The sequence below is a fragment of the Candidatus Nitrososphaera evergladensis SR1 genome (assembly GCF_000730285.1).
Lineage (GTDB): Archaea > Thermoproteota > Nitrososphaeria > Nitrososphaerales > Nitrososphaeraceae > Nitrososphaera > Nitrososphaera evergladensis.
Window position 1 is genome coordinate 2,479,293 of sequence record NZ_CP007174.1, and the last position, 24,346, is coordinate 2,503,638.

The 24,346-nt window shown below is 48.1% G+C and carries 27 protein-coding genes and 1 tRNA gene; 14 read left to right on the forward strand and 14 right to left on the reverse strand.

What is annotated here, in order from left to right; genetic code table 11:
- Window positions 1-79 precede the first annotated feature (79 nt).
- Entirely contained in the window at window positions 80-1,435 is a 1,356-nt protein-coding gene (locus NTE_RS13540) for a hypothetical protein (RefSeq protein ID WP_148701497.1), read from the forward strand.
- On the opposite strand, the gene NTE_RS13545 is transcribed toward NTE_RS13540, so the two are convergent.
- The 3 genes from NTE_RS13545 to NTE_RS13555 all read right to left on the reverse strand — a co-directional run bounded on the left by NTE_RS13545 (window position 1,424) and on the right by NTE_RS13555 (window position 6,698).
- Window positions 1,424-2,017 carry a hypothetical protein gene (locus NTE_RS13545; protein ID WP_148701498.1) on the reverse strand — a complete coding sequence of 198 codons (594 nt, stop codon included), beginning with the start codon at window positions 2,015-2,017 and terminating at the stop codon, window positions 1,424-1,426. The two genes, NTE_RS13540 and NTE_RS13545, sit on opposite strands and share 12 nt — an antisense overlap.
- Window positions 2,010-4,199: a S8 family serine peptidase gene (locus NTE_RS13550; protein ID WP_148701499.1), complete on the reverse strand. Its 2,190-nt coding sequence runs from the start codon at window positions 4,197-4,199 to the stop codon at window positions 2,010-2,012. Before NTE_RS13550 ends, NTE_RS13545 begins: the two co-directional genes overlap by 8 nt.
- 1,368 nt (window positions 4,200-5,567) lie before the next feature.
- Window positions 5,568-6,698 carry a tyrosine-type recombinase/integrase gene (locus NTE_RS13555; RefSeq protein WP_148701500.1) on the reverse strand — a complete coding sequence of 377 codons (1,131 nt, stop codon included), beginning with the start codon at window positions 6,696-6,698 and terminating at the stop codon, window positions 5,568-5,570.
- Window positions 6,699-6,819: 121 nt separating this feature from the next.
- Between NTE_RS13555 and NTE_RS13560 the strand changes: the two genes are divergently transcribed.
- A complete protein-coding gene (locus NTE_RS13560) occupies window positions 6,820-7,386 on the forward strand; it encodes a hypothetical protein (RefSeq protein ID WP_148701501.1) in 567 nt (188 codons plus the stop codon).
- 11 nt (window positions 7,387-7,397) lie between these two features.
- Complete coding sequence (locus tag NTE_RS13565; RefSeq protein ID WP_148701502.1) at window positions 7,398-8,180, forward strand: ABC transporter ATP-binding protein; 783 nt, start codon at window positions 7,398-7,400, stop codon at window positions 8,178-8,180.
- On the opposite strand, the gene NTE_RS13570 is transcribed toward NTE_RS13565, so the two are convergent.
- The 3 genes from NTE_RS13570 to NTE_RS13580 all read right to left on the reverse strand — a co-directional run bounded on the left by NTE_RS13570 (window position 8,177) and on the right by NTE_RS13580 (window position 10,040).
- Window positions 8,177-8,938 (reverse strand): hypothetical protein, encoded by a 762-nt coding sequence (locus NTE_RS13570; protein ID WP_148701503.1) that lies wholly within the window; start codon window positions 8,936-8,938, stop codon window positions 8,177-8,179. The genes NTE_RS13565 and NTE_RS13570 overlap by 4 nt on opposite strands.
- Before the next feature lie 62 nt (window positions 8,939-9,000).
- Window positions 9,001-9,456 (reverse strand): hypothetical protein, encoded by a 456-nt coding sequence (locus NTE_RS13575; protein ID WP_148701504.1) that lies wholly within the window; start codon window positions 9,454-9,456, stop codon window positions 9,001-9,003.
- 197 nt (window positions 9,457-9,653) lie between these two features.
- Window positions 9,654-10,040, reverse strand: coding sequence for a hypothetical protein (locus NTE_RS13580; protein ID WP_148701505.1), 387 nt, complete (start codon window positions 10,038-10,040; stop codon window positions 9,654-9,656).
- 100 nt (window positions 10,041-10,140) lie between these two features.
- On the opposite strand from NTE_RS13580, the gene NTE_RS13585 reads away from it, so the two are divergent.
- From NTE_RS13585 to NTE_RS13600, 4 genes are all read left to right on the forward strand, one after another.
- On the forward strand, window positions 10,141-10,329 hold the full coding sequence (locus NTE_RS13585) for a hypothetical protein (RefSeq protein ID WP_148701506.1): 189 nt from the start codon (window positions 10,141-10,143) through the stop codon (window positions 10,327-10,329).
- Between the two features lie 87 nt (window positions 10,330-10,416).
- A complete protein-coding gene (locus tag NTE_RS13590) occupies window positions 10,417-10,617 on the forward strand; it encodes a hypothetical protein (RefSeq protein WP_148701507.1) in 201 nt (66 codons plus the stop codon).
- 99 nt (window positions 10,618-10,716) lie between these two features.
- Window positions 10,717-11,280: an MEDS domain-containing protein gene (locus NTE_RS13595; protein ID WP_148701508.1), complete on the forward strand. Its 564-nt coding sequence runs from the start codon at window positions 10,717-10,719 to the stop codon at window positions 11,278-11,280.
- A 253-nt stretch (window positions 11,281-11,533) separates the two neighbouring features.
- On the forward strand, window positions 11,534-12,061 hold the full coding sequence (locus tag NTE_RS13600) for a hypothetical protein (protein WP_148701509.1): 528 nt from the start codon (window positions 11,534-11,536) through the stop codon (window positions 12,059-12,061).
- Window positions 12,062-12,430: 369 nt separating this feature from the next.
- On the opposite strand, the gene NTE_RS13605 is transcribed toward NTE_RS13600, so the two are convergent.
- Window positions 12,431-12,892: a universal stress protein gene (locus NTE_RS13605; protein ID WP_148701510.1), complete on the reverse strand. Its 462-nt coding sequence runs from the start codon at window positions 12,890-12,892 to the stop codon at window positions 12,431-12,433.
- 128 nt (window positions 12,893-13,020) lie between these two features.
- On the opposite strand from NTE_RS13605, the gene NTE_RS13610 reads away from it, so the two are divergent.
- Window positions 13,021-13,254, forward strand: a complete 234-nt coding sequence (locus NTE_RS13610) for a hypothetical protein (RefSeq protein ID WP_148701511.1) — start codon at window positions 13,021-13,023, stop codon at window positions 13,252-13,254.
- 81 nt (window positions 13,255-13,335) lie between these two features.
- A complete protein-coding gene (locus tag NTE_RS13615; protein WP_148701512.1) occupies window positions 13,336-13,911 on the forward strand; it encodes an NUDIX hydrolase in 576 nt (191 codons plus the stop codon).
- 81 nt (window positions 13,912-13,992) lie between these two features.
- On the opposite strand, the gene NTE_RS13620 is transcribed toward NTE_RS13615, so the two are convergent.
- Window positions 13,993-14,092 (reverse strand) — tRNA-Arg (locus NTE_RS13620).
- A 1,041-nt stretch (window positions 14,093-15,133) separates the two neighbouring features.
- On the opposite strand from NTE_RS13620, the gene NTE_RS13625 reads away from it, so the two are divergent.
- Window positions 15,134-15,862, forward strand: coding sequence for a hypothetical protein (locus NTE_RS13625; protein WP_148701513.1), 729 nt, complete (start codon window positions 15,134-15,136; stop codon window positions 15,860-15,862).
- Between the two features lie 592 nt (window positions 15,863-16,454).
- Here the strand turns inward: NTE_RS13625 and NTE_RS16775 are convergent.
- Complete coding sequence (locus tag NTE_RS16775) at window positions 16,455-16,592, reverse strand: hypothetical protein (protein ID WP_158385589.1); 138 nt, start codon at window positions 16,590-16,592, stop codon at window positions 16,455-16,457.
- A gap of 165 nt (window positions 16,593-16,757) precedes the next feature.
- Here NTE_RS16775 and NTE_RS13630 point away from each other — a divergent pair, with 165 nt between their 5' ends.
- On the forward strand, window positions 16,758-17,075 hold the full coding sequence (locus NTE_RS13630; RefSeq protein WP_148701514.1) for a hypothetical protein: 318 nt from the start codon (window positions 16,758-16,760) through the stop codon (window positions 17,073-17,075).
- A 118-nt stretch (window positions 17,076-17,193) separates the two neighbouring features.
- Here NTE_RS13630 and NTE_RS13635 read toward each other — a convergent pair whose 3' ends face one another.
- A complete protein-coding gene (locus NTE_RS13635) occupies window positions 17,194-17,658 on the reverse strand; it encodes a hypothetical protein (RefSeq protein WP_148701515.1) in 465 nt (154 codons plus the stop codon).
- Between the two features lie 399 nt (window positions 17,659-18,057).
- On the opposite strand from NTE_RS13635, the gene NTE_RS13640 reads away from it, so the two are divergent.
- Window positions 18,058-18,585 (forward strand): hypothetical protein, encoded by a 528-nt coding sequence (locus NTE_RS13640; protein ID WP_148701516.1) that lies wholly within the window; start codon window positions 18,058-18,060, stop codon window positions 18,583-18,585.
- 7 nt (window positions 18,586-18,592) lie between these two features.
- Here the strand turns inward: NTE_RS13640 and NTE_RS13645 are convergent, their stop codons facing one another.
- Together NTE_RS13645 and NTE_RS13650 are read right to left on the reverse strand one after the other, a co-directional pair.
- Window positions 18,593-19,414, reverse strand: coding sequence for a tRNA (adenine-N1)-methyltransferase (locus tag NTE_RS13645; RefSeq protein ID WP_226987028.1), 822 nt, complete (start codon window positions 19,412-19,414; stop codon window positions 18,593-18,595).
- A 31-nt stretch (window positions 19,415-19,445) separates the two neighbouring features.
- Entirely contained in the window at window positions 19,446-20,666 is a 1,221-nt protein-coding gene (locus NTE_RS13650; RefSeq protein ID WP_148701518.1) for a hypothetical protein, read from the reverse strand.
- A gap of 132 nt (window positions 20,667-20,798) precedes the next feature.
- Between NTE_RS13650 and NTE_RS13655 the strand changes: the two genes are divergently transcribed.
- Window positions 20,799-21,032: a hypothetical protein gene (locus NTE_RS13655; RefSeq protein WP_148701519.1), complete on the forward strand. Its 234-nt coding sequence runs from the start codon at window positions 20,799-20,801 to the stop codon at window positions 21,030-21,032.
- On the opposite strand, the gene NTE_RS13660 is transcribed toward NTE_RS13655, so the two are convergent.
- Together NTE_RS13660 and NTE_RS13665 are read right to left on the reverse strand one after the other, a co-directional pair.
- Window positions 21,019-22,962 (reverse strand): arginine--tRNA ligase, encoded by a 1,944-nt coding sequence (locus tag NTE_RS13660; RefSeq protein WP_148701520.1) that lies wholly within the window; start codon window positions 22,960-22,962, stop codon window positions 21,019-21,021. The genes NTE_RS13655 and NTE_RS13660 overlap by 14 nt on opposite strands.
- The gene (locus tag NTE_RS13665) at window positions 22,959-23,675 is read right to left on the reverse strand and encodes a phosphoglycolate phosphatase (RefSeq protein ID WP_148701521.1); all 717 of its coding nucleotides are present in this window, start codon (window positions 23,673-23,675) and stop codon (window positions 22,959-22,961) included. Before NTE_RS13665 ends, NTE_RS13660 begins: the two co-directional genes overlap by 4 nt.
- Before the next feature lie 93 nt (window positions 23,676-23,768).
- Here NTE_RS13665 and ppa point away from each other — a divergent pair, with 93 nt between their 5' ends.
- Window positions 23,769-24,308: an inorganic diphosphatase gene (ppa, locus tag NTE_RS13670; RefSeq protein ID WP_148701522.1), complete on the forward strand. Its 540-nt coding sequence runs from the start codon at window positions 23,769-23,771 to the stop codon at window positions 24,306-24,308.
- Window positions 24,309-24,346 lie beyond the last annotated feature (38 nt).

A 24,346-nucleotide genomic window follows, 5' to 3' on the forward strand; every position in this document is an offset into this window, starting at 1 on the left:
ACCAAGAAAGGCTTATTGTTCACATGGCGGTTCTTTTGAACGATTGCTATTAGCAGATATTCTAAAATTAAAGGCAGAATTGGAGAAGAAATCAGAGGATCAACTTAAGGAACTTGACCTTACCAATTACGAATTGGATTTCGTATTGCCTTACATGCTAATTGATCACATACCGAAGAACCTAGACCTTGTAATGGATATCGTGGAAAGAAAACTAAAAGTCAGATGGGCTCTTCACGACTCATGGGCATACCTAGTCAATAAAGTCGGAGCGGCCCGATTTGAAGAAGCCATGGAAGTGGTGGATAAATGGTTTAATGAACCAAATCTCAAGACAAAGATTTCCAATATCATTCCAGAACTTTGCAGAAATATCGATAAGATACGACTCCTACCATTCTTAGAGAATTGGGCCAAACAGGATGAAGTACGTCTTGATACTGCCATGGATTCACTAAGTATGGTTATGTTTAAAGTAATATTGGATATTGGGAGAAAGATTCCTGCTAGTGATATCCTCAAGCAAGCGGAATCCAAAGAAAGCGAATTTCTTCGTAGGTCTTTGCATTTATTAGAAGGAATAGCAAAGCACAAGGATCTTGATGTTTCCTTTTTCATAGGTGGAGAAGAAAATAAGATATTTCAGTGCGCCTCAGTGATAGAGGCAATAAAATACTACAGAGACTCTTTAGATTACGATCAAATCCGCCAAGCAGCATCGATCTACCACAACATAGAATCTTTTATGGGAAAGTCTTGGTTCATGAAAATGAAAGACGAACGGAACAAGACAAACGTGGTTCTGCGACTAATGTCTTTCAATGATAAGAATTTTCTTTCAAATTTCAATATAACCCTTGGAAATATTCTTAGCGAGAAACTACCAGGAACAAAACAGCTTAGAATGAACTTGCAATCTAAAGCGTTAAGGCAAGACTATGCCACCTTAAGTGAAATTGGATTTCTTTCGCATTTTCTCCGAAAATCGAAAATCGAACTCTATCCTTCGGTTGGCGTGAAAAAGCTAGACTTCAAAATTTGGATATCGGAAAGCCCTATTCTTTTCGAAGTAAAAAATCTGGCTATGTATCGGTACCTAAAGGCCTTAGAGGGGACTTTCATAACATTACCTGACACCGTCAAACGGAAAATTTGCACAGAATATGACGAACAGCTAATGAGCTTGGACATAGATTTGCCGCTATTGATGGCAATCGATCTGAGAGATTCCGAGGCAGGAATCGATGAGGTAGGTGCTTCAACCAGATATTTTGAAGGAAAAATGAAAAATCTCACAGGAGTAGTCCTGTTTAGGAATCCCCTATATCATTCATCGAAATCAAAAACCGAAGGCATGATTATCACTAATGACTTTGCTATCAACCCACTGTCACCTTCAACATTGGAGAAATTGAAGCAGGTGTTATTTGCCTAATTGCATAATTCTGTTAGAACTGTGGAGATGTCGCTGTCTATTCAATGCTACAATTTGCTTTAACTGAGTTCGGAGTTTTTCGGTGTATTTCAATCTCAAAAGATCTAGTGCGATATACTGTTTCGATTGATGTGGTGGAATTCCATACCCTCTTGCAAGCTCTTCCAGGCAGCATCTTCTAAGATAACAGATTTGTTTAATAGACGGTTTTGTCGTCATTGCTCTTGGCTTCTTCTTCACAATTGTTTCATCATAGACAAGATCAAGGTAGAGTATGCCAAACTCCTCAGCGGAATTCCGGTACTTATTTGCCTTCACCTCGTCGTCCGTAGCGATGAACGTTCTGTCCACAAATGGTGCAATATCTTTTAGTTGAGTGAATGCCTTTTCAAATACATCCTTTTTCGATTTCACTTCAATTGCGATGACTTGATCCTCTTTTATTGCCAGAACGTCAACATCGGATACAATGTTTGACCATGCAATGTTCAAGGTCGCGTGCGGATACGTTGTGAAGCCCTGAATTCTGAAATAGTCTTCTACTACAGAAATTAGAGGTACTTCATGAATTCCTCTAATCATATCTATCCCAGTATGATGATTCCATTGACTCAGTTGCCGTGTGTGATCGTTCGCGTTCTCTTTCCATCGCTTCCTTTAGTGTTAGAAATCCTTTAGGAGGACGCTGAGCTTCAATTACGAGAACTCCGCCATATCTTAGAGATAGCCTTGACAACTCTTGAATGGGAATATTGTCTAGCTTCGGCCTCAATCTAAATCTCCACCAACCAATCGAGTTTTTCTTATATGCATACACTGCTTTTTTGACATGCGTCCACTTTCCGACATTCACTCCTTTCTCACGAACTAATTGTAATTTTTGCTGCCCCTTTGTGCCATCTACCATAATAGCAGTATAATTATCGAGAGTAGTCGGCAAAGAATAGTTATCTGAATGAACCAGGAATAGAGTTACTTTTACGGGCTGCACCATAATGGGTATTCGAATCTCATGAATCGGTATCCTATGTTCATTCATATTTGCAAACACTCCCTCAAAAATCACTCGAACCTTCCTATCACTTGTTGTCGACAATTCATCTGTATCCAAACAGCCGAATCCGCCAAACTCGTCATATGCGGCTGTCGGTTTACATGCACTGTATGCCAGAGCTTTCAATGTTTCGCAATTCTTCACTCTATCTCTCAATGAGAAATCCAACAAGGCAAGATGTCTAGCAAATAGAGGAGCAGCCATGCTTGTCCCATAGTGAGAAGTAACCTGACCGGAAATCGAGTGTGCCATTACGCCAATATTTGTGGAGCCAAATCCTTCGACTGCGAGAGTTCCCCCAAACTCCAATACCTCGGGTTTGTTTGCAATCTTTTCTGAATTGTGTCTGCCAAAACATGCAGGATACAGACGGTATGAGTTATTGTCAACCCCATTTGCCCTACAATATGCTCCAACAGAGGTGATTGTTCTGGCATCCGATGGATGAAATACCCTTGCAGACTTCCAGATTGACTCTCGAGTCTCAACGCTTCGTCTGGAAGCCGCATCGTCAATATTGCCGGCACTATTTACAAAACACACATTCTTTGATTGGATGAGAAGCTCTAGCTTCCTCGTCTCCTGCTCAGAAAATGAATCATGAAATGTGTAATTTAGTGAACTTACAAAAACACGAGATCTGCCCTTATGATTGTCAAGAACAAACTTCATCGCAGTATAGAGGTCTTTTACATCATAGTCATGGGATTCTTGCCATGCCTTATATGAGGTAACCTTTACTCTACTAGTCTTGAGTTTCCCACCTTCTCCGAAAAGCAGTAAGCTAGCTATAGGAGTTCCATGATTATCCTTGTCCTCTCCATCTGGAAATTGAGATAACGCAGTAAGAGGTACAACATGATTCTGAAAGTCTTGGAGAATTTTTACGCCAGAATCTATCTCAATAACTTCATAGCGGTTCGTACTAGATGAATCGTCTGTTACCATAGAAGATGCAGTAATGGCTCTTGTACTATCTCCAGTTATACGACGTTTTCGTTTTCCTAATGCAGATAAGATAACATTAGGCACCTTGTATACCGATAGGATTACGGATGAATCATCTGCCAATTGTCGAAGTGTTTCACCGTTGACTTTGGCAATGATACTTCCCCGCAGATTTTCGCGGTCGATTAAACCATTAAGAGGTTCTCCTTGATGTTGTTGAATAAATTCGCGTATCTTTGACATATGCTGCTCTATCTTCGGAGCAGGAATATTCGGTATAGTATTAACGATAACAGTTGCATTTCCTGCAAAATTTACGAGATCTGGCGCAATTTTTTCTTCACGGTCAAGGGGACGAATTTTCTTAATTATTTCTCGACTTTCTTTGACTATGACTTCTAACGGATCAGCGTATGGAGACTGAACAAGTGCTTTCTTTTGAGATTTGTCCAAAAATGCCAGTAAAGTCATATTCATCTCTTGCAGTACACGAGCATATCTCCCACTAGTCGGGTTTGAGTAGAATTCGAGCAGAAAATACGCAAACTCATCATCCTTGATTGAGGAATTAGAAACCCTTGAAATTGTCTTCTCATAATCTTCTACCAATTCCTTCTTCGATTTTTTCGCGTATTGCACTTTTTTCTTTCCTCCGAAGACTTTTCTTGGATTGAAATCCACGAATTCTTCTATTGGTGTATAGAATACATCATTGCCGTGATAATTAACTTCTCTACCAATAAAGCCATCCTCAGAAGACAATGTTTACCGAAATGTGAGAATATTTTCTATAAAAATGCATTGTTTAGCTAAAGTCGGTTAATGCTTTCAGCTTTAGTATTCTAATACCGATTTCCGGTTTCAGAAGCAGGACTTTCAGGTATGTGGTATCACTCTACTGTTAGGGTTCATGAAGATAATTTGACTATTAAGATGTTTGAAGGAACACTAAAATCAATGAACGATTTTATCAGGAAAGCCTTTCGAGATAGATTGGGACAGTGATGGCCTCTTCATATGCCAATTCCGATGGTGTGCCCACCGGTTGTTTCCGATCTCACCGCTTACGAGTGTCTTAATGATTGACACCTCAACGACACGTCAAACCGACTGAAGGGTATTTCACCTTCGAGCGAAAATCGTGCCGCCCCTATCAGTGTTCTAACTGACAAGTCTATCAATATGTATTATGATCGGCAGAAGATAAATCTGCCGGTCTGAATTGGCCGAATTCCCAATAGTTGCAGCGGCCTTCAGGGGCCAGGTTTATCCGAACAAATACTTTTGCTAGAGACTATTGCTCCATTTGAACTCCAGCTATACCAGCGTGATTCTCTTAAACCATGACCGCCGCAATTACAACAAGTTGGAAAAGCATCAGGCCGTAGAACCCCATTGAAGAATAGTTGCATTGCAAGAGTCAAAGCATCAATAAGCAAAAGGTCTTTCATTAATTGCCACAATAAACAAACGGGCTTATATCACCGAATACATGCAGTCTCCTCTTATCTTACTGTACGTACATGTACAGGATCAATATTATTAATGTACATGTACAAATAATAATACAATATTCCGTCCCCGCTATAGTCATTGCCGTATGACGATGCATGTAATGCGAATACTGCGATAGCAGTATGAGCATGTCCGGTATAAAAAACACTGAAAAATTTTGTTTAAATTAATAAACTGTCGATTGCAGAGATTAGCAAATGATTAACTATAAAGTCTCATACCAAAAAGCAAGCTAGTTAGACATACATGTGCACAAGAAGAGCCTTCTTACAGCATTACGTAATGACCATAATAGTTGCAGCGGGGCATGACATTGGGTATCATAGTAGATCAAACTGCTTCTTCCACCACGTATTTCAAGATTCAAAATAGATTAGTTCCCGCGCTTTGAGTAAACTACTAGTCAAATCCAAGTCCATATTCATTATCGCTATGCTTTTGCCACTTGTGAGAAAAATATTCGTCTACTGCAGAATATCCCTTTGCTCAACTGCCACAGCAGGTCCATTTATGTCTGTACATATACACTTTGAATGAAGATAAATCAACACATCACCTAATCCAAAAAGTAAGGGAAAGACGGGCCGTCTTTTACAATGTCCAATTCTATCTACTTCACAAGGTTATCAACCCTTGTTCGTGTAGCTGCGACATCGCTGTCTTGAACTGCTGGAATTCTACTTCTAGTTGCTTCGTCCTCTCTTCTTTTTCCTTAAGTTGCATCTTGGCCCTATTTTCATCTGTGATGGTAACATGTTCAATCACCCTAAGGTATTCTCTAAGCAGTTCGTTTTCTTCTGTAGCATCATAGACCATCATTAGCCTAGTCACGCCAGTTTGCTGGTTACCGACTTTATGACCCATCAATAATTCACGGACGATAGGGTTTATCTGGGCACGGCCACATGCCTTAAAGAAGAATTTTCGAAAGGCATGATTCAGCATGTTGTCCTTACGGTCTCTGTTTTGTTTGTCAGTCTTTACCCTCAAGCCTGCGCTGATAGCACATGCATTTGTCAAATGCGCCAGTGTATCTCTATGGATTGGTCTTGCGTCATGAGTCTTGGCAGGATTGTTAAAGTCGAACCTTTCACGAATTAGCGGACTGTTAGGATTAATGTTTTCGCCGCGCAGTTTGCGAAAGTGAAGGTATGCATCTATGGCCGCCTTGCATTCTGGACTGCAGTAGGTAACATACTCATCTCTAGTATTAGCATAAGGTGTAATGGCATAGATCCCGTATTGTGGAATTTCATGCAAGTCTTTCATTCTCAGGTTAGTAATTGCACCCACACGCATTCCTGAAGAAGCCATCAGCAGGATGACACACTTTGTCCTCAAATCTGCATAAGTCAGCATCTTTTGGATTTCCTCAGTAGTGTATGCCTTGTCTTTGACTGCCTTGATGGCTTCATGCAGGTAGCCTCGAATGATCTTCCAGTTGATGTCAGGCCTGTCATTATAGACAAAGAAGTGTTTGATGCAAGATAGCTCAACTGCCACAGTTTGTGCCCTTACCTTCTCTTCGTCTTGGCGGTGCATTATAAAGTCAACAATAAGCTTTTCCAGCCTCTTTCTGTCTAGATTAACAAACTCATCCAAGCTGCAGTTTACCTTGGCAAAGGTCAGGAATCGGACAAGGTTTAACTTGTAGTGTGCCGCCGTTTCTTTAGACTTGATTGTGTTGACAAAATTCTTCCAGGCAGTAGCATCCTCATATTCAGGAAACGTCCTTTTGTTAGACATATTGGATGATTCATTGATAAAAAACTAGTATGTAAGATATCTGAAGAATTTTGTTTAAATTAATAAAAGTTGCTAGTTAAATAAGATTATATCCGTGCACGGCTTAGGAACGTCACAGAAATTGAGGCTGAGAAGAGGGCACATTCTACTTATCGCAGGAGGCGCCATCGTCGCCCTTAGCTTTATCGCAAGCAACTATTACGCTTCCCAGTTCCTCAAGGAAATACAGGAGAAAAACATGCACACCATTGCACCGGGCGCCAAGTTTGACCTGCAGGGAAACATCACGTCGGGCAACGGCGCGTACGTGGTGGCGTTTCCAAATTATTCGTCGGCAGGCTCTGTGCGAGCTACGGTCAGCATCAGCGACCCTGACGGCGAGCCGGTGCTTGAGAAAAACCTGAACCTCCCCTTTTTCAGCGAGCCCTTTGCGGCCCAAAAACAGGGCAATTATACCCTGACCATTTCAAACCTTGGCAACACTTCTCTTGACGCGTCGGTGATATTTGGCGAGGAGCAGGTGGTGGGCGAGGTCATAGGCATGCCAAACGTCGTCTCCACGGCCATCTCGTCGCTTTTGCTAATCGCAGGCATCATAGTCCTTGCGGCAGGCGGGGCCATCATGCTAATCGACAGGCACAGGGACCAAAAGATGAAGCAGTTTGGCGACATGAGCGACCTGGTGTGAAAAAAAAGAAAATGGCAAAACTTGAAGCGCGCAACATCGGCAAGCACTTTAACTCGGTGCAGGGCGGCGGCCAGTCCCAGCAGCAAGTGTCTGCAATAGACAACGTCAACCTGTCCATAGAGGACGGCCAGTTCGTCTGCCTGGTAGGCCCGTCAGGCTGCGGCAAGACGACTTTTTTGAACATACTTGCGGGGCTTGACAGGCCAAGCGAGGGAGAGGTGGTGCTTGACGGCAAGCCGGTGACAGAGACGGGCCCAGAGAGGGTAATGGTGTTCCAGGAAAACGCGCTGTTTCCGTGGCTTAGGGTCATCGACAACGTCGAGTTTGGCCTCATGGTAAAGGGAGTCGAAAAGGCCAAGCGCAACGGGATAGCGATGCAGTACCTTGAAATGATGCAGCTCACGAAATTTGCAGACGCCTACACGTACCAGCTGTCCGGCGGCATGAAGCAGCGCGTGGCAATAGCGCGGGCCCTTGCCATCGACCCGGAGGTGCTCCTGATGGATGAGCCCTTTGCGGCACTTGACAGCCAGACGCGCGACCTGCTGCTTGTAGAACTGCAGCTTATCTGGGCGCGAACTAAAAAGACCATCGTGTTTATCACGCACAACATCACCGAGTCGGTGTGCCTTGGCGACAAGGTGGCCGTGTTTACGAAAAGGCCGGGCACGATAAAGAAAGAAGTGGCAGTAGACTACCGCAGGCCGCGCCTGCCAGAGGACGACGGGCTGCGCGAGTACCAGCGCAAGGTCCTTGATGAATTGAAAGGCGAGATAGCGGCCAAGGAACTCTAGAGCGCTTTTAGCAGATCTATCCCTGATTGAAAACTGTTGGGCGAAGTGAGGAGCACCGTTCCTGCCATCCTGCCCGCCTTTTTCACAAATTCCGCCGGCTCTTTTTTGTAGCCGGACCAGTCAAGGCCGATCATCCTGGCAGACTGCTCGTTCTTTTTAGAGGGCACCATGATGCACGCAACCACCTTGATGCCGTGCGGCTTGACAAAATCGACTATCTCGCCAAGGTCGGAAAGCGACGATATCGACTGCGTGACAAGCGCGTGCGGTCTTGCGTCAAGCTTGGCCTGTATCGCCGGCGCTTTTTTGTCGATGATTTTTGCAGGAAACGACAAATCCAATTTTAGCTTGCGGTCAAAGCCCTGTTCGCGAAGCATCCTGACTGCCTGCGACGGCTTTAACCCAGAGTTGCGGCCGTCGGTCGGCGCGTCGCCAAGAAGTATCAGCAGGCTGTCTACCCCGGATATGACGGCGTCGGCCGCTGCCTGGCAGAGCGTGATGATGTTCCGGTCGCTGGTCCTGATGCTGCAGCCCAGTTTTGCATCCTTGGCAGACTTTTTTACAAACGACGCGGCGGTGATGCTTGACACCCGGGGCACGCCAAGGACAGAATCGGTGAGATGTATGCCGTCTACGTGATGCCTGCCCAGCTGCGACGCTCGCTCCCTCAGGGCATCCATGTCACTGTCTAGGCGCTGCTGGTCAAAGCGCCCTTCCCTTGCCACCTTGGGCGGGTTCAGCTCGTACGCTATCTTCATCGCAGGCCGGAGTTTGGCACTCTTGCGCCTTATTAAATGCAGAGGTATACGCCGCAGAAATTCTAGTGCGTTTTTGCTATGCCCAGATAGTACGACCTCACGTCGCGCCTGAGCAAAAGGCGCAGGACAACAAAACTTGCAATGATTGCATAGAGCGAGTAATCGAAAACAATGAAATCATAGGATTGCGACGCAATGCTCTGTACAACGTGCGCGACATATGGTGCTACGAGGTTGTTCAGGTGAGCCGCAAGAAAGACGATCTGAAATATCATGTTCGCTTTCCAGGTGTCTTTTCCCTTGAACGTCTTTATCCCTATGACAACGGCCGGAACTATAAAGGCCAAATCAAGATACAACGTGGGAACAACGAATGGAAGGGCGGGATTGTACCATATACCTATTGTCGTGGCATTCTGGATGCCCAGCAAAAGATTTAGCGCGACTGCAAGTATCGTCAGGATGCCGACTATCCTTATTATTCTTGGAGGAGGAGATAAAGAAGGCGCTGGATGCATGTTGATGTCGTAGCCTTTAACAGAAGAAGAATACTGTTCTGTCGCTATATCACAATGCTATTCAATAAACTGCTTCTTTTTGGTTGCAAAGACGCGCTCTTTTTGCATCCTTTTTTGTTTGCAGTTTCATCTTGTGCGAAGGCGTCTGCTGAAGACAAACGTAACGTGTCAAAAAAATGCAGAAGCGGCTATATGTGCTAGGCCGCATCTGCCGTATGCTTGGGCGACGACTGGCTGGCTTGCTTGTTTTCTTGTTTTCCTTCCTTTGCTTTGTATACAGGTGCAGTTGGCTTGTACACTTCTGTCTGCCCAACTGCCAAAAACGCGATGCCAAGTGCAAGCGACGCGGCAGAGGCTGCCACTATCCCGACGTATGGCACCATAGAGGACGGAAGCGGTGGATGAGGCGCCTTCTGATATATGACAGGACTGTTGCCATCCAGAACCATTGAATTTGACTCGATTGGCATGGCGTACGCCATCCCGCCTATTCCGAGGACCACCAGTATCGCGCCGATACCTAACTTGCCCGATACCATTGCCACGTCATGCGACGAGATCGTATTAGAACAAGACTTAACCATGTTAACGCAGCCACATTTTAGTAAGCTTGTTACATAATGTTCTTATAGCTGAGCTAAAGGAATTACAACTAACGTTATAATAATTGGAGAAAACATGACAATGAGTCACAAAATATCATGCAGGGCATGCGGCGAATACCTCTCGCCGACAGCCATCTGCACCGTTTGCCAAGAATACGTCATATGGACCTGCCCTAGGTGCGAGAGGATAGACGACGTGACGCACATCCACGGCTACTGCAGGGTGGCGTACAAAAAGATAGAGATAGTAAAGGCCAAATCAGCCTGACCCTGAAAAAACGTGCAGGCTTCTCTGAATCCGGTAGTTTCAGCACTACCATATTATGTGGCACCTGCGATACCATAGGCGGCATATATGGCGCTGTTGGATTCTGAAGGGATGCAGCTTGTTATCGAAATGGCGATTGCTTCGGCCGCAGGCATGATCGGGCTATGGTATCTCAAAAAGAGGACCAAGGACAGGTCATCGTCGCCACTACCGCCACCATCATCATCTTCATCATCGGCCGCCCAGAAAAACACGGATGATGACAAAAAACCTCCCGCCCCACAATAATCAATTACATGCGCACGTGCGCGTGTATGTACAAGCTCTGCTGCCAAAAAGATCGCTAGGTTCATTAATTTGATTTTGTAATTTGAGATGTACGCGCGTATGCTGCGCCCAATCGATTTAGAGACTAGCGAGCACGTCATGTTGCTCTATGATAGCGACCAGGTGCGGGACGAGGTCGCAGCGCACTATATCAACGAGGGAATAGATGAAGGTCAGCTGGTCATATACGCCTCTGTCGATGCAGAAGATTTAGCGCACTTGGCCAGGCTGGCATCAAGAATTACAGAGTATCAGGAAAACATAAGCCAGGGCAACCTGTTGATAGTTAGCTTGAAGCAGTGCTACCAAAATGCGCTGGCCGGCGACTTGAGCCCGTTTGGCGACATCAAGAAACTAGTAGAGCGAGCGTCAAAAGAAAGGCTTGACGCCGGAAAGGGCGACGGAAGGGCGATAATAGTGGCAGACTGCGCGGACACGCTGTCCAAGAACGAAAAGTTTGAAGAATGCGGCATCGTGGAGAACTGGTGGCGCAACACCTGCCGCGAATGGCTGAAAAACAACCTGCAGGTCACGGTGATCTGCCCGCACTTGCACCCTATGCTTGACGACAGCGAGCGAGAGTTAATCGGAGGCTATCACAGCATGACAGTCAAGGTGCCATAGCAATATAACAATAATAAAAAAAATCCAGCCAGTTTTTTGTGTTTCAGGTTCTCTGGCACACCTACCAAGGTTAATCATTTTTCCAGGGTTTTCCCCGTTTTCTTGTGCTAGAAACCGCGACAGCAATAACGATGACGATAAATTCGCTCATCAAAAGTTGCAGGCCTGATTTTATTTGTCGCGTACGCTCATTGCACCGATATTCGTGCACTGAGCGAAAATCATTATTACTTAGAACAGGTTGTATTAATCGATGTCACCCAAGCTCAAAAACGAAAGCGTCACCTTTCGCATATCAGGTGATATTCTGCTTGCCATGCGCCAGTTGTCACAGGAAGGAGGCGTCAGTCTCAATACACTGGTAAACAATGTATTGAAGAGTTATGTCGATTGGGAAAGCACTGCAGTAAAGGCAGGTTTTGGGGTGTTTCAGAGAGAAGTCGTCAAAGAGGCCATCAATTCCCTAGATGAAGATACGCTCAAAAAGATAGCCGCAAACACCGCAGACACGTACAAGGACATGCTGCTTCTTATGAAAGGGTCTTCGGACTTGGATTCGTTTATCTACATGGTGAAGGAAAGAGCCAAACGAGCTGGATTTAACCTCCGCGAGTTTGAAGAGGAGGAAGGAAAGAAAATAGTGCTGCAGCACGACATGGGCGCAAACTGGTCAACGTACTGCAAGATTTACCACGAGAAGGTCATCAACTCGATAGGCCATCCAGTAAAGATAGAAACTACGGATAACTCGCTTATCATATGGGTTCCAAAAGCAAAATAAGATTCTCCCAGATTTTTCAAAACCAGCTTTTCTGTTGCACACTGCTGCAAGAATCAGGGATCAGGCCGCCAGCGCTTTTCTCAAGGCCAATGCCCGCGCTAGAAGCCCATTCCTGATCCCACGTCCGTACACGTATTCGTACATGTGTGTGGGGAGCAAGGTGAACTGAACCCTGCTTCCTGAGTCGTTTTGTGTTTTGTTAAATAAAAGAGTCCGGAATGCATCGAGCGATAATTATTGCAATGCAATAATGCCGGGACGGCAACAATAACAATAGGAGCGGCTCTGCGCAAAAAATCACATCGCCGTCGCTGCCGCCACCACTGCTAGCAACATCATATCTCCTCCTGCCGCTAACGCATACAATGATTATTTCACGACAAGCACCGGGCAGGGAGCGTACGTGACTACGCCTGAAGCCACGCTTCCCATCAAGAGCTTTTTAAATCCCGTGCGGCCCCTGCTTCCCATCACTATAAGGCCGGCGTTGATCTTTTCCGCATAGTTTACGATCTCGCCTACAAGCGACAGGGGAGCTTCTATGACCTTGCCGGTCATCTTGACGTTTGCGGCGTCTGTTTCTTTTTTGATGCGGTCAAACCAAGGGTCGGCTTCCTTGCTTGCCGCCTCAAGTATCTTGTCGACGTTTTGTGGGTATGCAGCCCCGTAAACGCCAAGCGGCACAAGGCTCTGGTTTATGTCAAGCGCATAGACTACAACCAGCTCCGCGCCGTACCTGCGCGCCAGGTCGACAGCAAACGACGCAGCGCGGTAGGCGTTTTCAGAGCCGTCAATTGGGACCAGAATTGTTCGCACCGGACTTGCCGACATGGCATTGTTACCCAACCATGTTATTTACAGGTTCCAATGCAGCTGCGCATAATAATGCTGTGAAATAACATGGTTAAGCGAGTCTTAATACCAAAATTGAGTGTATGATTATCAGGCGAAAAAGAAAAATGCAATCGTCTGAACCAGCCGTGCTGCGCTGGGACCGCGTTATACACAAAGGGGTCAGGACAAAGGACGGCCTACCCTTGGGAAACATCGCATCTGAAGAGCCGGACGCCATCGTCGTCCTGGGCATCAAGTCAAGGGTGTACAAGATACCCAAGTCGCGTGTAGAGTCCTTTGACGGCTCGCAGGTGCTTGTAGACATACCGGCAAAAGAGACAGGCGGCTACCTGGTCTGACCTTCTCCCTGCCCCCTTCCTCTTTTTGGCCGTCCGCTTTTATCCGCAACGGAATTTAACCAGCGCGCATGAAGGAACGTCGTGCAAAAGGAGGAGCTCCTGCGGCATCTTGGCGGCGCGCTGACAAAAAAGGGCGTGCACATGCCGCAGGACGCCACGACCTCGATACCGGCGGCGGTGCTGGTCATAATCCACTACCACCACAGAAAAGTGCCGTACGTCTTTTTGACAAAGAGGAGCGCGGGGCTGAGGTCGCACAGCAGCGAAATCTCTTTTCCCGGCGGCAGGCACGCAGAAGGCGACGCTACACTCCTTGAAACCGCGCTGCGGGAGACGCAGGAGGAGATAGGAATCGTGTTTTCGCCCAGCGACATTGCAGGAAGCCTGCAGGTCGTCAGGACCATGACTTCAAACCACTACATCGTGCCGTTTGTGACCGTGCAGGACATGCTACCGCGCTACCGCGTCTCTGCGCACGAGGTCGAGGAAGTGCTTGACGCCCCCTTGATAGAAACGCTCAGGACAATAGAGCCGGACACCGAGCACTATCGCCTGTCAAAGAACGCGTACAGGTTCACGTACAGGGGAAACGTCATCTGGGGCGCGACTGCGCGCATCATGAAGCAGTTGTACGACTCACTCATCAGACCGTCGTAAGGTGGTCATCGCATCGCTCCCTTGGATAACAGGTCATCATTTGAGCAGTAATTCATCATCCGATGGTGGTTATACATTTAGCGGGCCCGGTGGGCTTCGATCCCACGACAACTGGCTTCGGAGGCTTGTGCAAACTTTTTTTGAAAAGTTCAGCACCCTGTCCTGACTAGGCGACGGGCCCTATCTAGGTGCACAGATTAGGCGGTATATGAAATGTGGCATTCAACGCCCACGATAATAATATCCCCCACCTGCAGAAACATCGCAGAAACAATCTGATCATGTTTGCAGATAGATGAAATTCCAAGACGATAAGGAAACGACTGCAACATTGCGAGAGTCATCAAACCTTTTCCATCATGTAGTAGTGTAGAGATCGACATTGGCACGTCTTCACGGGCAACCTGAGGCGAGTTCCCTGTATGGTTAAAGCTTATTGTCCTTTGTCATGGTATCCAAAAAGCTTAAGAGCTTCTAGTAACACCTTCGCTGTGTTGCTATCAGAGGAATTTTCTCCTGACGACGAAAGCGAGATTATTGAGGATCACTATGCAACGCTCCGGGAGTTAATAGGCAAGCGCGTCCGCTGGTTTGGAGATTATGATTGACAGAGGAGTTGCGTCCTCTGCCATAGTTCTTCTGCCGTCACTTCTTCAAGAAAAAAAAACATTTGCGCTTTGAGCGATGACAAAAAGCATGTCCGTCAGTCAATCAGAAATCCACGTTGCGCTAGAATCGTCTGGCAACCATCCTTTTCCATTGCATACAATGCATTTTGTGGTATGCCAAGAATCGATTATCTGGCCGGTTCCAGCTGCAGTCGTATGCAGTCCACTTCCCAAGCACTTTGGGCATGGCTTGACCATTGCATATCAATAGCGTCCGTACATCATAACGTTTCTGCTAAGCATCATACACTATCTTACTTGCCTTGAGGCTCCTTCCCTTGCTCCTGCTTTTGCCTGCCAAAGCCAGTTCTCTGTCGCCGCCAAAATTATGCGGCCGTCCACCCTCCGATTTGAATTGCTTTTTTCAGTCTTGCAAAAAATAGAAAGGATTTTCACTTTGACATGGACATCAAGCCAGAACACATGAATTGGCCGTCCAGATCTCATACTTTTCTTTATATCTACCACACGAGTTCATGGTACAATAGAATATGTCCTCTACTAGTTCGAGAAAAATCAAAATCGCAATACCAGCGCTAGTAGGTGGTTTGGGAGTGATAATAGCAATAGTGTTTATGCTATCATTTTACAGCCAGAACTCTTTAATTTCCAATGCTTCCCCCGATCAAAATCTAGGTGGCTCGTTTACGGTGATACGATGCAATGATGTGCTCCCGGCTACTTCGATTCTAGAAACAAATGGATTTGTGACTATAAAGCCTCGGACATCTGCAACACCCGAGTTAACTCCCGGCGTTCCAACATCGGGTAACGAACCCGGAATATACGAATTTGTTCTCAAGCCCGGTTCAACAGGTATTGTGACGATGAGCTATGATTTCTGTGCTGGCAAAGGAGAGTCCGTAGTTAATTCTTCAGATAATAAAACTACTAGCGGAGAGTTGAAGATATTCTTCGATTCGTTCAACTCTACAAACAAAGGAATTGACAAATTGAATGCCGAAGCGTTTTCCAGCTCTGACAATACGCCGAAGGATCCGCTTAGCTCTCTAATGACAAAAAATAATGTATTACCTACAACCCATATTTCACATGCAAACGAAACCGGCGTAGATATCCGTACGTCCAATATAACCAGGACTTCGGACCATGCCGTAAAAGTGACCTATGTTATTTCAGCTGATCCTTCTTCTAACAAGGCTACGTATATCATTACCAACTTCTTTAGGACATGTCCAGGCGAACTTTTGACAATAGGTGATGAGCCAAATGAGAAATCTGCCGAGTGGGCCAAGGGACCGTTTTATGGTTGTGTTGGATAATATGTGAGTTGCATGGAATTATAAATTACAAGAGATCAATAAGACATAGTTCTTACAGATTGAATTGACAGAGCCCTCCGCCGCCCACCAACATAGATAGCGTCCTATCAGTTCGCCAAGTGTACCATTATGCTCAAATATTCTGCCAAGCCCATTAATCTTACTGCATATACCATACATCATGCATGTATGAGAATGAGAGGAATGTCCTGCCTCGTTACAGACTGACTCTCATTCTCTTTCTGATTTTGATAGTCTAGCCGCAACTGCCCAACCGTATTAGCTTTTTTTATGTCATTCAATCGTATCTGTTGTTTAGCGGATCGGCCAATCTTCGAAGGCTATCAAAATTAGTCGGCATCATCATCTGCCTATGGGAGGAGCTTGGGATATCTACGCTGCATTTTAGTATATGGCTCTTGGAATTAACGATTTGAGGCCGACAAATACAAAGATAATTTTGATTGGAACAACAATAGCATCTGCGGGAATTGGCTTCTCGCGCTCTTAGAAGCCTTGCTCCCGTTTATTGGGTGTTCCATAGAATGCCTAAGCTACAACAATCTTATTATTCGAATCGCCAGAGTAATTTTCACTTTTTACCATCCAGCTTTTCATGGATTCTGTCAAGCTCCAAGGCGAGCATCATAAGTGCAATCTTTATTCCTCTTTCACCACTGTTGGTATTCAAAATGTTGGTTACGCTATCTATAATTCTTGGATTTGTCATGTTATGCTATCCCCGCATAAGGTTACTTGCATATCCAATTTACCGATTTTGGTTGCAGTATATTCTAGTGTTCGACTATTGGCTTACGGTGCGTCAGAAAGGCCAAGGTAGAAAGAAATCTCTAGTGAAATTAAATATTCGTTTATTGCATAATAATAGGCACATATGCTTGCAAAGGCCAGAGGCAAACGCCTTTACAGGATAATTCTCATCTTGGGAGCCATAATATTCATTATTGGTTTTGGACTACATCTAGTAAAAGTCGAGCTTACGCCACAAGAAACGGAGCAACTAAGGCATATGCTAACGTGCCCAAGCGGCCCGTGTACAGGGCCATTTTACAAGGCTCCATATGCAGAGGTAGGAGACTACATGATGTATGCAGGTATTGCAATAATGATTGTCGATGGGGTCTTGCTGAGTATTAGGATTGTAACTTTGAGTGGAAAGACGTCATCAACAACAACGGTTGCAGGAGACTAGCCTCCAAAAGCGAGAAACAGCATATGACGTAAATGCTACTCGATCTTTACTTCTCATTAAGCCAGCTTCAGTTATCTCAAGTATATACGCCGACTTTTGCGGCGCACGGCTTTTTTTGTCAGGGCTCTCCTACCGTAAAGTACGTCGAGACGACAGGAGAATATACTTCGGGATTCACGGTCCCACTCAGCACGAACGTCCTTGCTTCATATGTGCCTGCCTTTTCCGGGGTCCAGTTGAGCCCGACGCTAACCAAAGCGTCAGGGCGTATCAATCCAAACCGCCAGTTCAGAAACTCTGTCACGCCGTCAGAACCCCTCACCTCCATTATCGCGGCAAAGGTGCTTGTTTCGTTCAGGCGGCTCTGGACATCAGTAGACAGGATTATCCTGTCTCCGACTGCCAGAGTCGTGATGGCGGTGCTATCAGACTTGAGCACAGGTTTTGAAGCCGTCATGTCTGTGACATCGCCCGACGCTGCAGGGGCAAAAGGCAGCAAAAACATCAATAATGATGATGACGATAGAAGCGCTGCGGGAAGAATTGCTACCGCTGCCGTTATTGTTTGCCAGTGTCTGTGCAACTAGTGCCTCGATATGACGGATAGATTTATCTTCTATGGAAAATAGTTCTATATGTCAGAACGGTTAGAGCAATCTAAAGATTATGGCAGAGATGCGACTCGCCAAGGCTGTTCTGATTGACTGAAGCGTTGCGAGCGTGCGAGAATATTGCGGCGTATGCACACGACGACAACCATGATTTCGTACAACACGATTGATACCACCATACCATCGAATCCGACCTGCCTTCCACCACGCTCGTACCCATACCGAGGTCCTCGCATTAGCCTGTAAAATTTGCATCACACAGTAATTTTTACATATTATCTATATCAGGATACTGATAAACTGTATCACTTTTGAAACAAGCAGGTTTTCTTGCCAAAAATGTTAAATGCAATGCGGATGGTATCTTTTCTATGTACGCAAGGTTATGCAACATAGAGATCCTTTCAAGCTATGTCAGCGAGGTCAGCGTGGGCGATCTGCTCACGGTGCAGGCGCTCGTGACAAACCCGCTTGACTGGCAGCACTTTTACGAAAAAATATCCACCATCAAAAAGGGCGACAGGACAGACTTTATGGTGGTGACGCAGGAAGGCGACCGCCTGCAGGGCATGGGGGACATTGTGGAGGTCGACAGGTGGAGCAACCGGAGCAAGTACGGGTTCAAGGTCAAGATAAACGTGAAAAAACAAAAATCGCTGACCGACAGGAGGACCAGAGTTCCAAGGAAAGCGCAGCCGGTTCCTCTTGCAAAGAAAAAGATAGAGATCACGACGCCGGCAGCGGCGTCCGCACCACAACAACAGGAGGCCGCCGTGGCGGCAGCAGCGGCGCCCTACGTCATCAAGGCAGAAGACATTGCGGCATTTAAGGACATGCTGAAAGGCTCGCTTGCAATGGACATGTCGGCGTCATCATCATCGTCTTCGTCTGTGGACTAGATCCCTTCTATTCTATCCCTTCTTCCCCTTCTTCTTCGGGCTCTTCAGAAGGGGCCTCTGCCTTTTTCTGCACCTTCCTTGCAAAGACCAAGTAGGTGGTGTGCCCTATCATGCGCATCGACGGCCTTGTCATGCCCTCGCGCGCCTCCATCGTGCGTATCAAGAGCTCTATCGACTCGATGTCGGCATAGCCGCTCTTTTTCAGCTCTGTAGCCGTCTTCTCTATCTGGTTCATGGTCGGGCAGATGGCGACAAACGCGCCGCTTCCCTTCAGCGCGTCGTGCACCTGATCAAGCACCGTCCAGGGGTCGCCAAGGTCGACGATGGCGATGTCTGCCTCCCTCACGTCGACGCCTTCGTGCGGGTCGTGGTGGTTCAATGTCACATAGTCGGCCATGCCGGCCTTTTCCAGATTGCGCTTTGCTATCTCCATAAAGTCGGGATTGACGTCAAAACTGTAAATGTGGCCTTCCGGCTTGACGATGCTTGCAAAAAAAGTCGCCGCAGCTGCGCTCCCCGTGCCTATCTCCAGTATCTTGGAGCCGTTTTTCATGCCGGTGCGCGCGGCTATGAAGCCAAGGTCCTTTGGATAGACGATTTGCGTCCTGCGCTCTGACTTCATGATAAAGTCGTGGGTCGTAGGCTCGATCAGAAAGACGACCTTTCCTTCCGTCGTCCTTATCACGGACCCGTACTCCATGCCTATCGTGGCGCCAACGTCAATGATCCCGAGGTGCGTGTGGATTTTCTTGTCAGGCGTCACCTTCGTCAGCCACTTTTTGCGCGACGTGTGAAACAAGAGTACGTACGAGCCTTCCTGGATCTTCAACAAGCAGGAAGCGATTGAGAGGTGATAAAAATCAATCTTCGGGGCTCAAGCCGAGGCTCTTTGCAAAAAGTGTTAGCTCGTCCATTGTCATGTCATAAGCCCTTATTGTCACGAACAAGTCCGTCCTGTCCGCCCCCTTGCCCCACAGCTTTGCTTCTGCATAACCCGGATCCAAGCCTTCGTTTGCAATCAGGACCGCATACCTGCCCGCTATATCCGGCCCGCTTTCAACTCGCCGATCTTCAGCCGGCGCAACATTGACCATGTTCTTTGCCAGATCCGCAGGCGAGTCGCCAAGCGCAAGGTCAGGGCACAATGCTACTGGGCATACAGCTATCTCGGTCCTATGGTAGTTTGAACCCAAATAATAGTCTGCATAGAGAGCCTCAAAGGCTCTCAGGTCTCCGGTCACGCGCATACCCCATTGCACCTGTGCCGGCGTGATTGTGAGAAGGTGCTTGCCGTACGTGCCGGCGGCAGGGAAGGGGAGGGCATAGCCGGCGTTCCGGCTCGCTGCATCAAGCATTTCCCTGTTTGACAGGGTCAGTTCATCCTGCGACAGCCTGCGGCCCTGTCCCGGCGAGCCGTTGGCAGATATGTCGGGCTTTTTGGCGGTGATGTATCCGTCCTTGTCGACTGAAAGGTCAAGCGTGGCAAGTGCAAGCGGCCCTGCGCTGCTTGGGACAGACGGGCTGGTCATTCCCATCGATGCGGCTCCTGCAAACGCAAGGCCGTCCCACGGCCTGTACCTGTCGCTGTGGCACGGATCCTCTATTGCCCACCTGCCGTCGTTTCCAAAGTATTTTATCAAGCAGCCGCTGGAGATGGCTACCGCGCTGTACGCACGAAGCGACGAAACATCGTCCTTTTGCCCGCCAAGCCACGCAGGCAGCCTGACCAGGTTGTAATGAGAGTAAGGCTCCGTCCTTGCCCAGAACTTGCGGACTTGATCTGCAGTAGTAGCGCTGGCAATCTTTTCCCGCACAAAATTGTCCATGTCTGCGCTGAACGGATTCAGGATTACGACAGAGCTGTTTGGCGGGATGTCGCCCATTTTCAGGTTGCGGGCAGTCCACGTTTCCTGCCCAAGGCTGTAATTGTAGCGCTGCTCAAACGCCACCACCCTTTTTTCTTCGCCCCGCGAGAGCGCGCTTGTGGTGAGGGCCGGCACAACTGACAGCGACACGGCAATGAGCGCCAGCGAGGCTGCGACTGCGGCTACAGCATAGACTGCAAACCTAGCGCCGGCCATAACCAATTCTGCACTAGAAAATATATCAGGTTTTGTCCGAATGAAACATGTTTCTGTAATCTTGTTCTAGTCATGGATTGCACAACCTTAACTATCCCAGCAAGCCTTGCCTGTCCCAAGTCGCATATAGATATGTCATGCAGGGGCCTGTGCAAAAAACACCCGCACTACATCCCGGTGAAAAAGATCGAGTACGCCAAGGGGATGAAGGTATGCATCACGTGCGACCGCGCCATTTTCGTCAACATGGAGGAGACGAAATGCCCCTGCTGCAACAAGAACCTCCGCACCCGGCCGCAGTACCACGGCGACAAGGGCAGGCTGGCAAGGGAGGCAACCATGCACAGGCTTTTTACATCTTATTGAGCGCCGTTATGCCAAGCATCGACAGCGCGTTTTTCAGCGCGATGCCAAGCGCCCTGACAAGGGCAAGCCGGGCAGCAAGCGTCCCTGCGTCCTGCGCCCTTAGCACCGGCACCTTTTCGTAAAATATGTTGAAGGTTGTGGCAAGGTTGTACGCATAGCGGGCAAGCGTCTTTGGACTCAATGACTTGGCGGCGTCTTCAACTACAAGGTCCATCTTTGAAATTTCTTTTATCAGCTCTATCTCCGCCTCTCCTTTTAGCAGTGCATAATCGATTGCTGCTGTTGTTGTTTCTGTAGCGGCTGTGCCGGACTTTTCCAGTATGCGCTGCGAGCGCGCAAAAGCGTACTGCAGGTACGGGCCGGTGTCGCCTTCCAGGCTCATCGACTCGTTGATGTCAAACGTGATTATCTTGTCAAGGTCCTGTTTTATCATGTTGTAGCGTATGGCGGAAACCGCGATCTCCTCCGCGATCTGGCCGGCCTGCTCGTCTGAAAACTCGGGGTTGCGCGTCTTGACTTCTCCTATTGCCTTGCCGCGCAGGTGGTCAAGCACGAAATCCGCGCCGACGTAGATGCCCTTTCTTCCAGACATGTGCATGAACTGCCTGTCGCCGATGTCGATGCCAAGCGCCCTGGCGGTGTTGGCGCTCAGAGTCACAGCCTCGTAGCCTAGGTGCTGGTAGTCATGATGGTGCTTGCGCTCTGCATCGGTTCCTATTTTCCCGAGCACCTGCGATATGATGCGCTGGAGGCGCGCCTGCCGCGAATCGATTATTGTTATCACCCTGTCGCCTCCTTCAAAACTGCTTGCCGTGCCTTTGTCAAGCGTGGTCGCGTACAGGGTCGCGCCGTCCCACTGCTCTGCATATTTTTCATAGTTGAACGGGTCCGGCACGAGCCCCAGCTTCCACGCCGCGTACGGGATGTCCTTTGCGATGTAGGTCGCAGTGCCGTCGCTTCTGACTACCACCTTGTCCTCCTCGCCTTCTGCCTCGATAACCCAGCAGCCCTTGTTCTTGCCTTCTTCTTCGAATCTTACCAAACCCTCCTTTTTCAAGAGCTCAAAGGCCTTGCTCCACATCTGCGAGTGCACTATCTGCGACTCAAAGTTCAAGATGTCATAGTGCACCTTCATGCGCCAGCACGTCTTTAGCTGCTCGTCAAGCACCCTCTTTGTTATCTCGGCGGCAAACCTTGCAATCTCTGACTTGCCTTCTTCTATTTCGCGCAGTACCAGCTTGCGCTTTTCTGCAAGCGTCGGGTCTTTCTCGTACATCTGGTTTACCTTGACGTACACCTCGTCGCCAGAGTACTGGTCGAACTTGCGGCCGTCCGGCGGCTCGCGGGGAAAGCCTGCGTACAGGAATCCGATGACGATGTCGGCTACCTGCAGGCCCGAGTCGTCGACATAATTTAGCACCGTCACCTTGTTGTTTGCCGCCTTCATTATGCGGTATAGCGTGTCGCCAAGTATCACGTTGCGCATGTGGCCGACGTGCAGCGCCTTGTTCGGGTTGACGCTCGTATGCTCTATGACGACGCGCTCCAGCGCCCCATAGTCGACGTAGCCGTACCTGTCCGGGCTTTCCAGCGCGTAGCCAAGCGTGTCCTTTGCCACCACCGCGTAATTGAAGCGAAAGTTGACGTAGCCGGCGGGATGCGGCTCTACAGACTCGATGAACGAAAACTGGCCTTGCTGCTTTTTTTCTGCAAGGTACGGCTTGATGCCCTTTTCGATGAGCTCCTGCGCTATCTTTGGCGGGGCCATCCTCAGCTGCTTGCTGAGCAGAAACGCGACGTTGCAGGTCAGGTCGCCAAACTCTTTTCTTGGGGGCTCTGATACGTCAAATGGAACTGGATTGTATCCTGCCTTTGCCATGCTTTCAAACACTGCATGATGCGTCTGGAGCTTGAATCTGCTAAACGTCATTGCTGCGCCTTTACCCCCAAGTAGTTCTGCGCGACATAGTCGATTGCGTCTATCAGGCCCGTCCCTTCCCTTCCTGCGACAACGTGCTTTGCTTTTTCTTTTACATTGTCCTCTGCGTGCGCAAGCGCGATGCTGCAGCCGCAAATGTCGTACATTGGTATGTCCGTCTCGCTGTCGCCTATCGCGACTGTTTCTTCCGGCTCGGCTTTTAATATTTTCAGCGCCTCTCTTAACCCGAGCGCCTTGTCGACTCCTTTTTCGTTGATGTGAAACGCGTACTTGCTGTCGTTTAAGTAAAGTTGCAGGCCGTGCTCGTCTAGGATTTTCTGCCCTTCCTTGATGTCAAACGTGCGCAGCATCACGACCTCTGTCATGCGCGGAAAGACAGGCTTTTCCTGCACGCCGTCGAGGCTTTTTTTCAACAGTTCGTATCCTGCCATGCACCTTTCCCGGCTTGCCAGCAGCTTGTGCTCTTGCGGCGCCACGGTTATTGCGCCTCCGTTTTCTCCCACCGCGACCCTTGTCGTCCCGCCGAACACTGCAAGCACGTACGCCTCTATCGACGACCTGCCTGTGACATAGATTACAGGGTAGCCAAGCTTGTCAAGGTAGCGCAGTTTCGACAACGCAGGCATGTGCACTGCCCCGCCCCCGTTCTCCGTCAGGGTGCCGTCGATGTCGACTGCAAAGACCTTGATGTTGTTGTCGGCCAAACGCGCTTTTACCGGCCTCTGAACGTTATAAGTGTAATGAGACGCGGCCAATAGGAATATATCTTGACCTTGGCCCGCTAGTCCCGATAAGAATTGGCGCTTGTAGACACACTCAAGGCAGGCAAGAACCCGCCGGAAGAGATAAACGTCGTAATCGAGATCCCAAAGGGCAGCAACATCAAGTACGAGATAGACGACGAGACTGGCGCGCTCTTTGTTGACCGCAAGCTGTTCACCGCGATGTTTTACCCGTGCAACTATGGCTTTGTGCCGCAGACAGAGGAAAAGGACGGCGACCCTGTCGATGTACTGGTTTTGGGAAACGATCCCGTGGTGCCGTCGTCTGTCATCCGCGCAAACCCTGTCGGCGTGCTCATAACCGCTGACGAGGAAGGCGAGGACGCCAAGGTGGTGGCGGTGCCTGTCGCAAAGGTGGACCCGTCGTTTTCCGACGTCAAGGACATCCAGAACGTGCCCCAGCACATCCAGGACCAGATAAAGCACTTTTTTGAGCACTACAAGGAGCTTGAAAAAGGCAAGTACGTCAAGGTCAAGGGCTGGGAGAACAAGGAATCAGCCAAGAAAAAGATAACCGAAGCGATGGAACGGTACAAAAAGAAAGACGAAAAGTAAAATTTTGTGTGTATGTGGTATTCTGCGGCCGGCTTTAG

Coding starts and splice junctions, on each gene's coding strand:
- NTE_RS13545 (WP_148701498.1), bottom strand. CDS start 2,017: ATGATTAGAGGAATTCATGAAGTACCTCTAATTTCTGTAGTAGAAGAC.
- NTE_RS13555 (WP_148701500.1), bottom strand. CDS start 6,698: ATGTCTAACAAAAGGACGTTTCCTGAATATGAGGATGCTACTGCCTGG.
- NTE_RS13565 (WP_148701502.1), top strand. CDS start 7,398: ATGGCAAAACTTGAAGCGCGCAACATCGGCAAGCACTTTAACTCGGTG.
- NTE_RS13570 (WP_148701503.1), bottom strand. CDS start 8,938: ATGAAGATAGCGTACGAGCTGAACCCGCCCAAGGTGGCAAGGGAAGGG.
- NTE_RS13575 (WP_148701504.1), bottom strand. CDS start 9,456: ATGCATCCAGCGCCTTCTTTATCTCCTCCTCCAAGAATAATAAGGATA.
- NTE_RS13580 (WP_148701505.1), bottom strand. CDS start 10,040: ATGGTTAAGTCTTGTTCTAATACGATCTCGTCGCATGACGTGGCAATG.
- NTE_RS13585 (WP_148701506.1), top strand. CDS start 10,141: ATGAGTCACAAAATATCATGCAGGGCATGCGGCGAATACCTCTCGCCG.
- NTE_RS13590 (WP_148701507.1), top strand. CDS start 10,417: ATGGCGCTGTTGGATTCTGAAGGGATGCAGCTTGTTATCGAAATGGCG.
- NTE_RS13595 (WP_148701508.1), top strand. CDS start 10,717: ATGCTGCGCCCAATCGATTTAGAGACTAGCGAGCACGTCATGTTGCTC.
- NTE_RS13600 (WP_148701509.1), top strand. CDS start 11,534: ATGTCACCCAAGCTCAAAAACGAAAGCGTCACCTTTCGCATATCAGGT.
- NTE_RS13605 (WP_148701510.1), bottom strand. CDS start 12,892: ATGTCGGCAAGTCCGGTGCGAACAATTCTGGTCCCAATTGACGGCTCT.
- NTE_RS13610 (WP_148701511.1), top strand. CDS start 13,021: ATGCAATCGTCTGAACCAGCCGTGCTGCGCTGGGACCGCGTTATACAC.
- NTE_RS16775 (WP_158385589.1), bottom strand. CDS start 16,592: ATGACAAATCCAAGAATTATAGATAGCGTAACCAACATTTTGAATACC.
- NTE_RS13630 (WP_148701514.1), top strand. CDS start 16,758: ATGCTTGCAAAGGCCAGAGGCAAACGCCTTTACAGGATAATTCTCATC.
- NTE_RS13640 (WP_148701516.1), top strand. CDS start 18,058: ATGTACGCAAGGTTATGCAACATAGAGATCCTTTCAAGCTATGTCAGC.
- NTE_RS13650 (WP_148701518.1), bottom strand. CDS start 20,666: ATGGCCGGCGCTAGGTTTGCAGTCTATGCTGTAGCCGCAGTCGCAGCC.
- NTE_RS13655 (WP_148701519.1), top strand. CDS start 20,799: ATGTCATGCAGGGGCCTGTGCAAAAAACACCCGCACTACATCCCGGTG.
- NTE_RS13660 (WP_148701520.1), bottom strand. CDS start 22,962: ATGACGTTTAGCAGATTCAAGCTCCAGACGCATCATGCAGTGTTTGAA.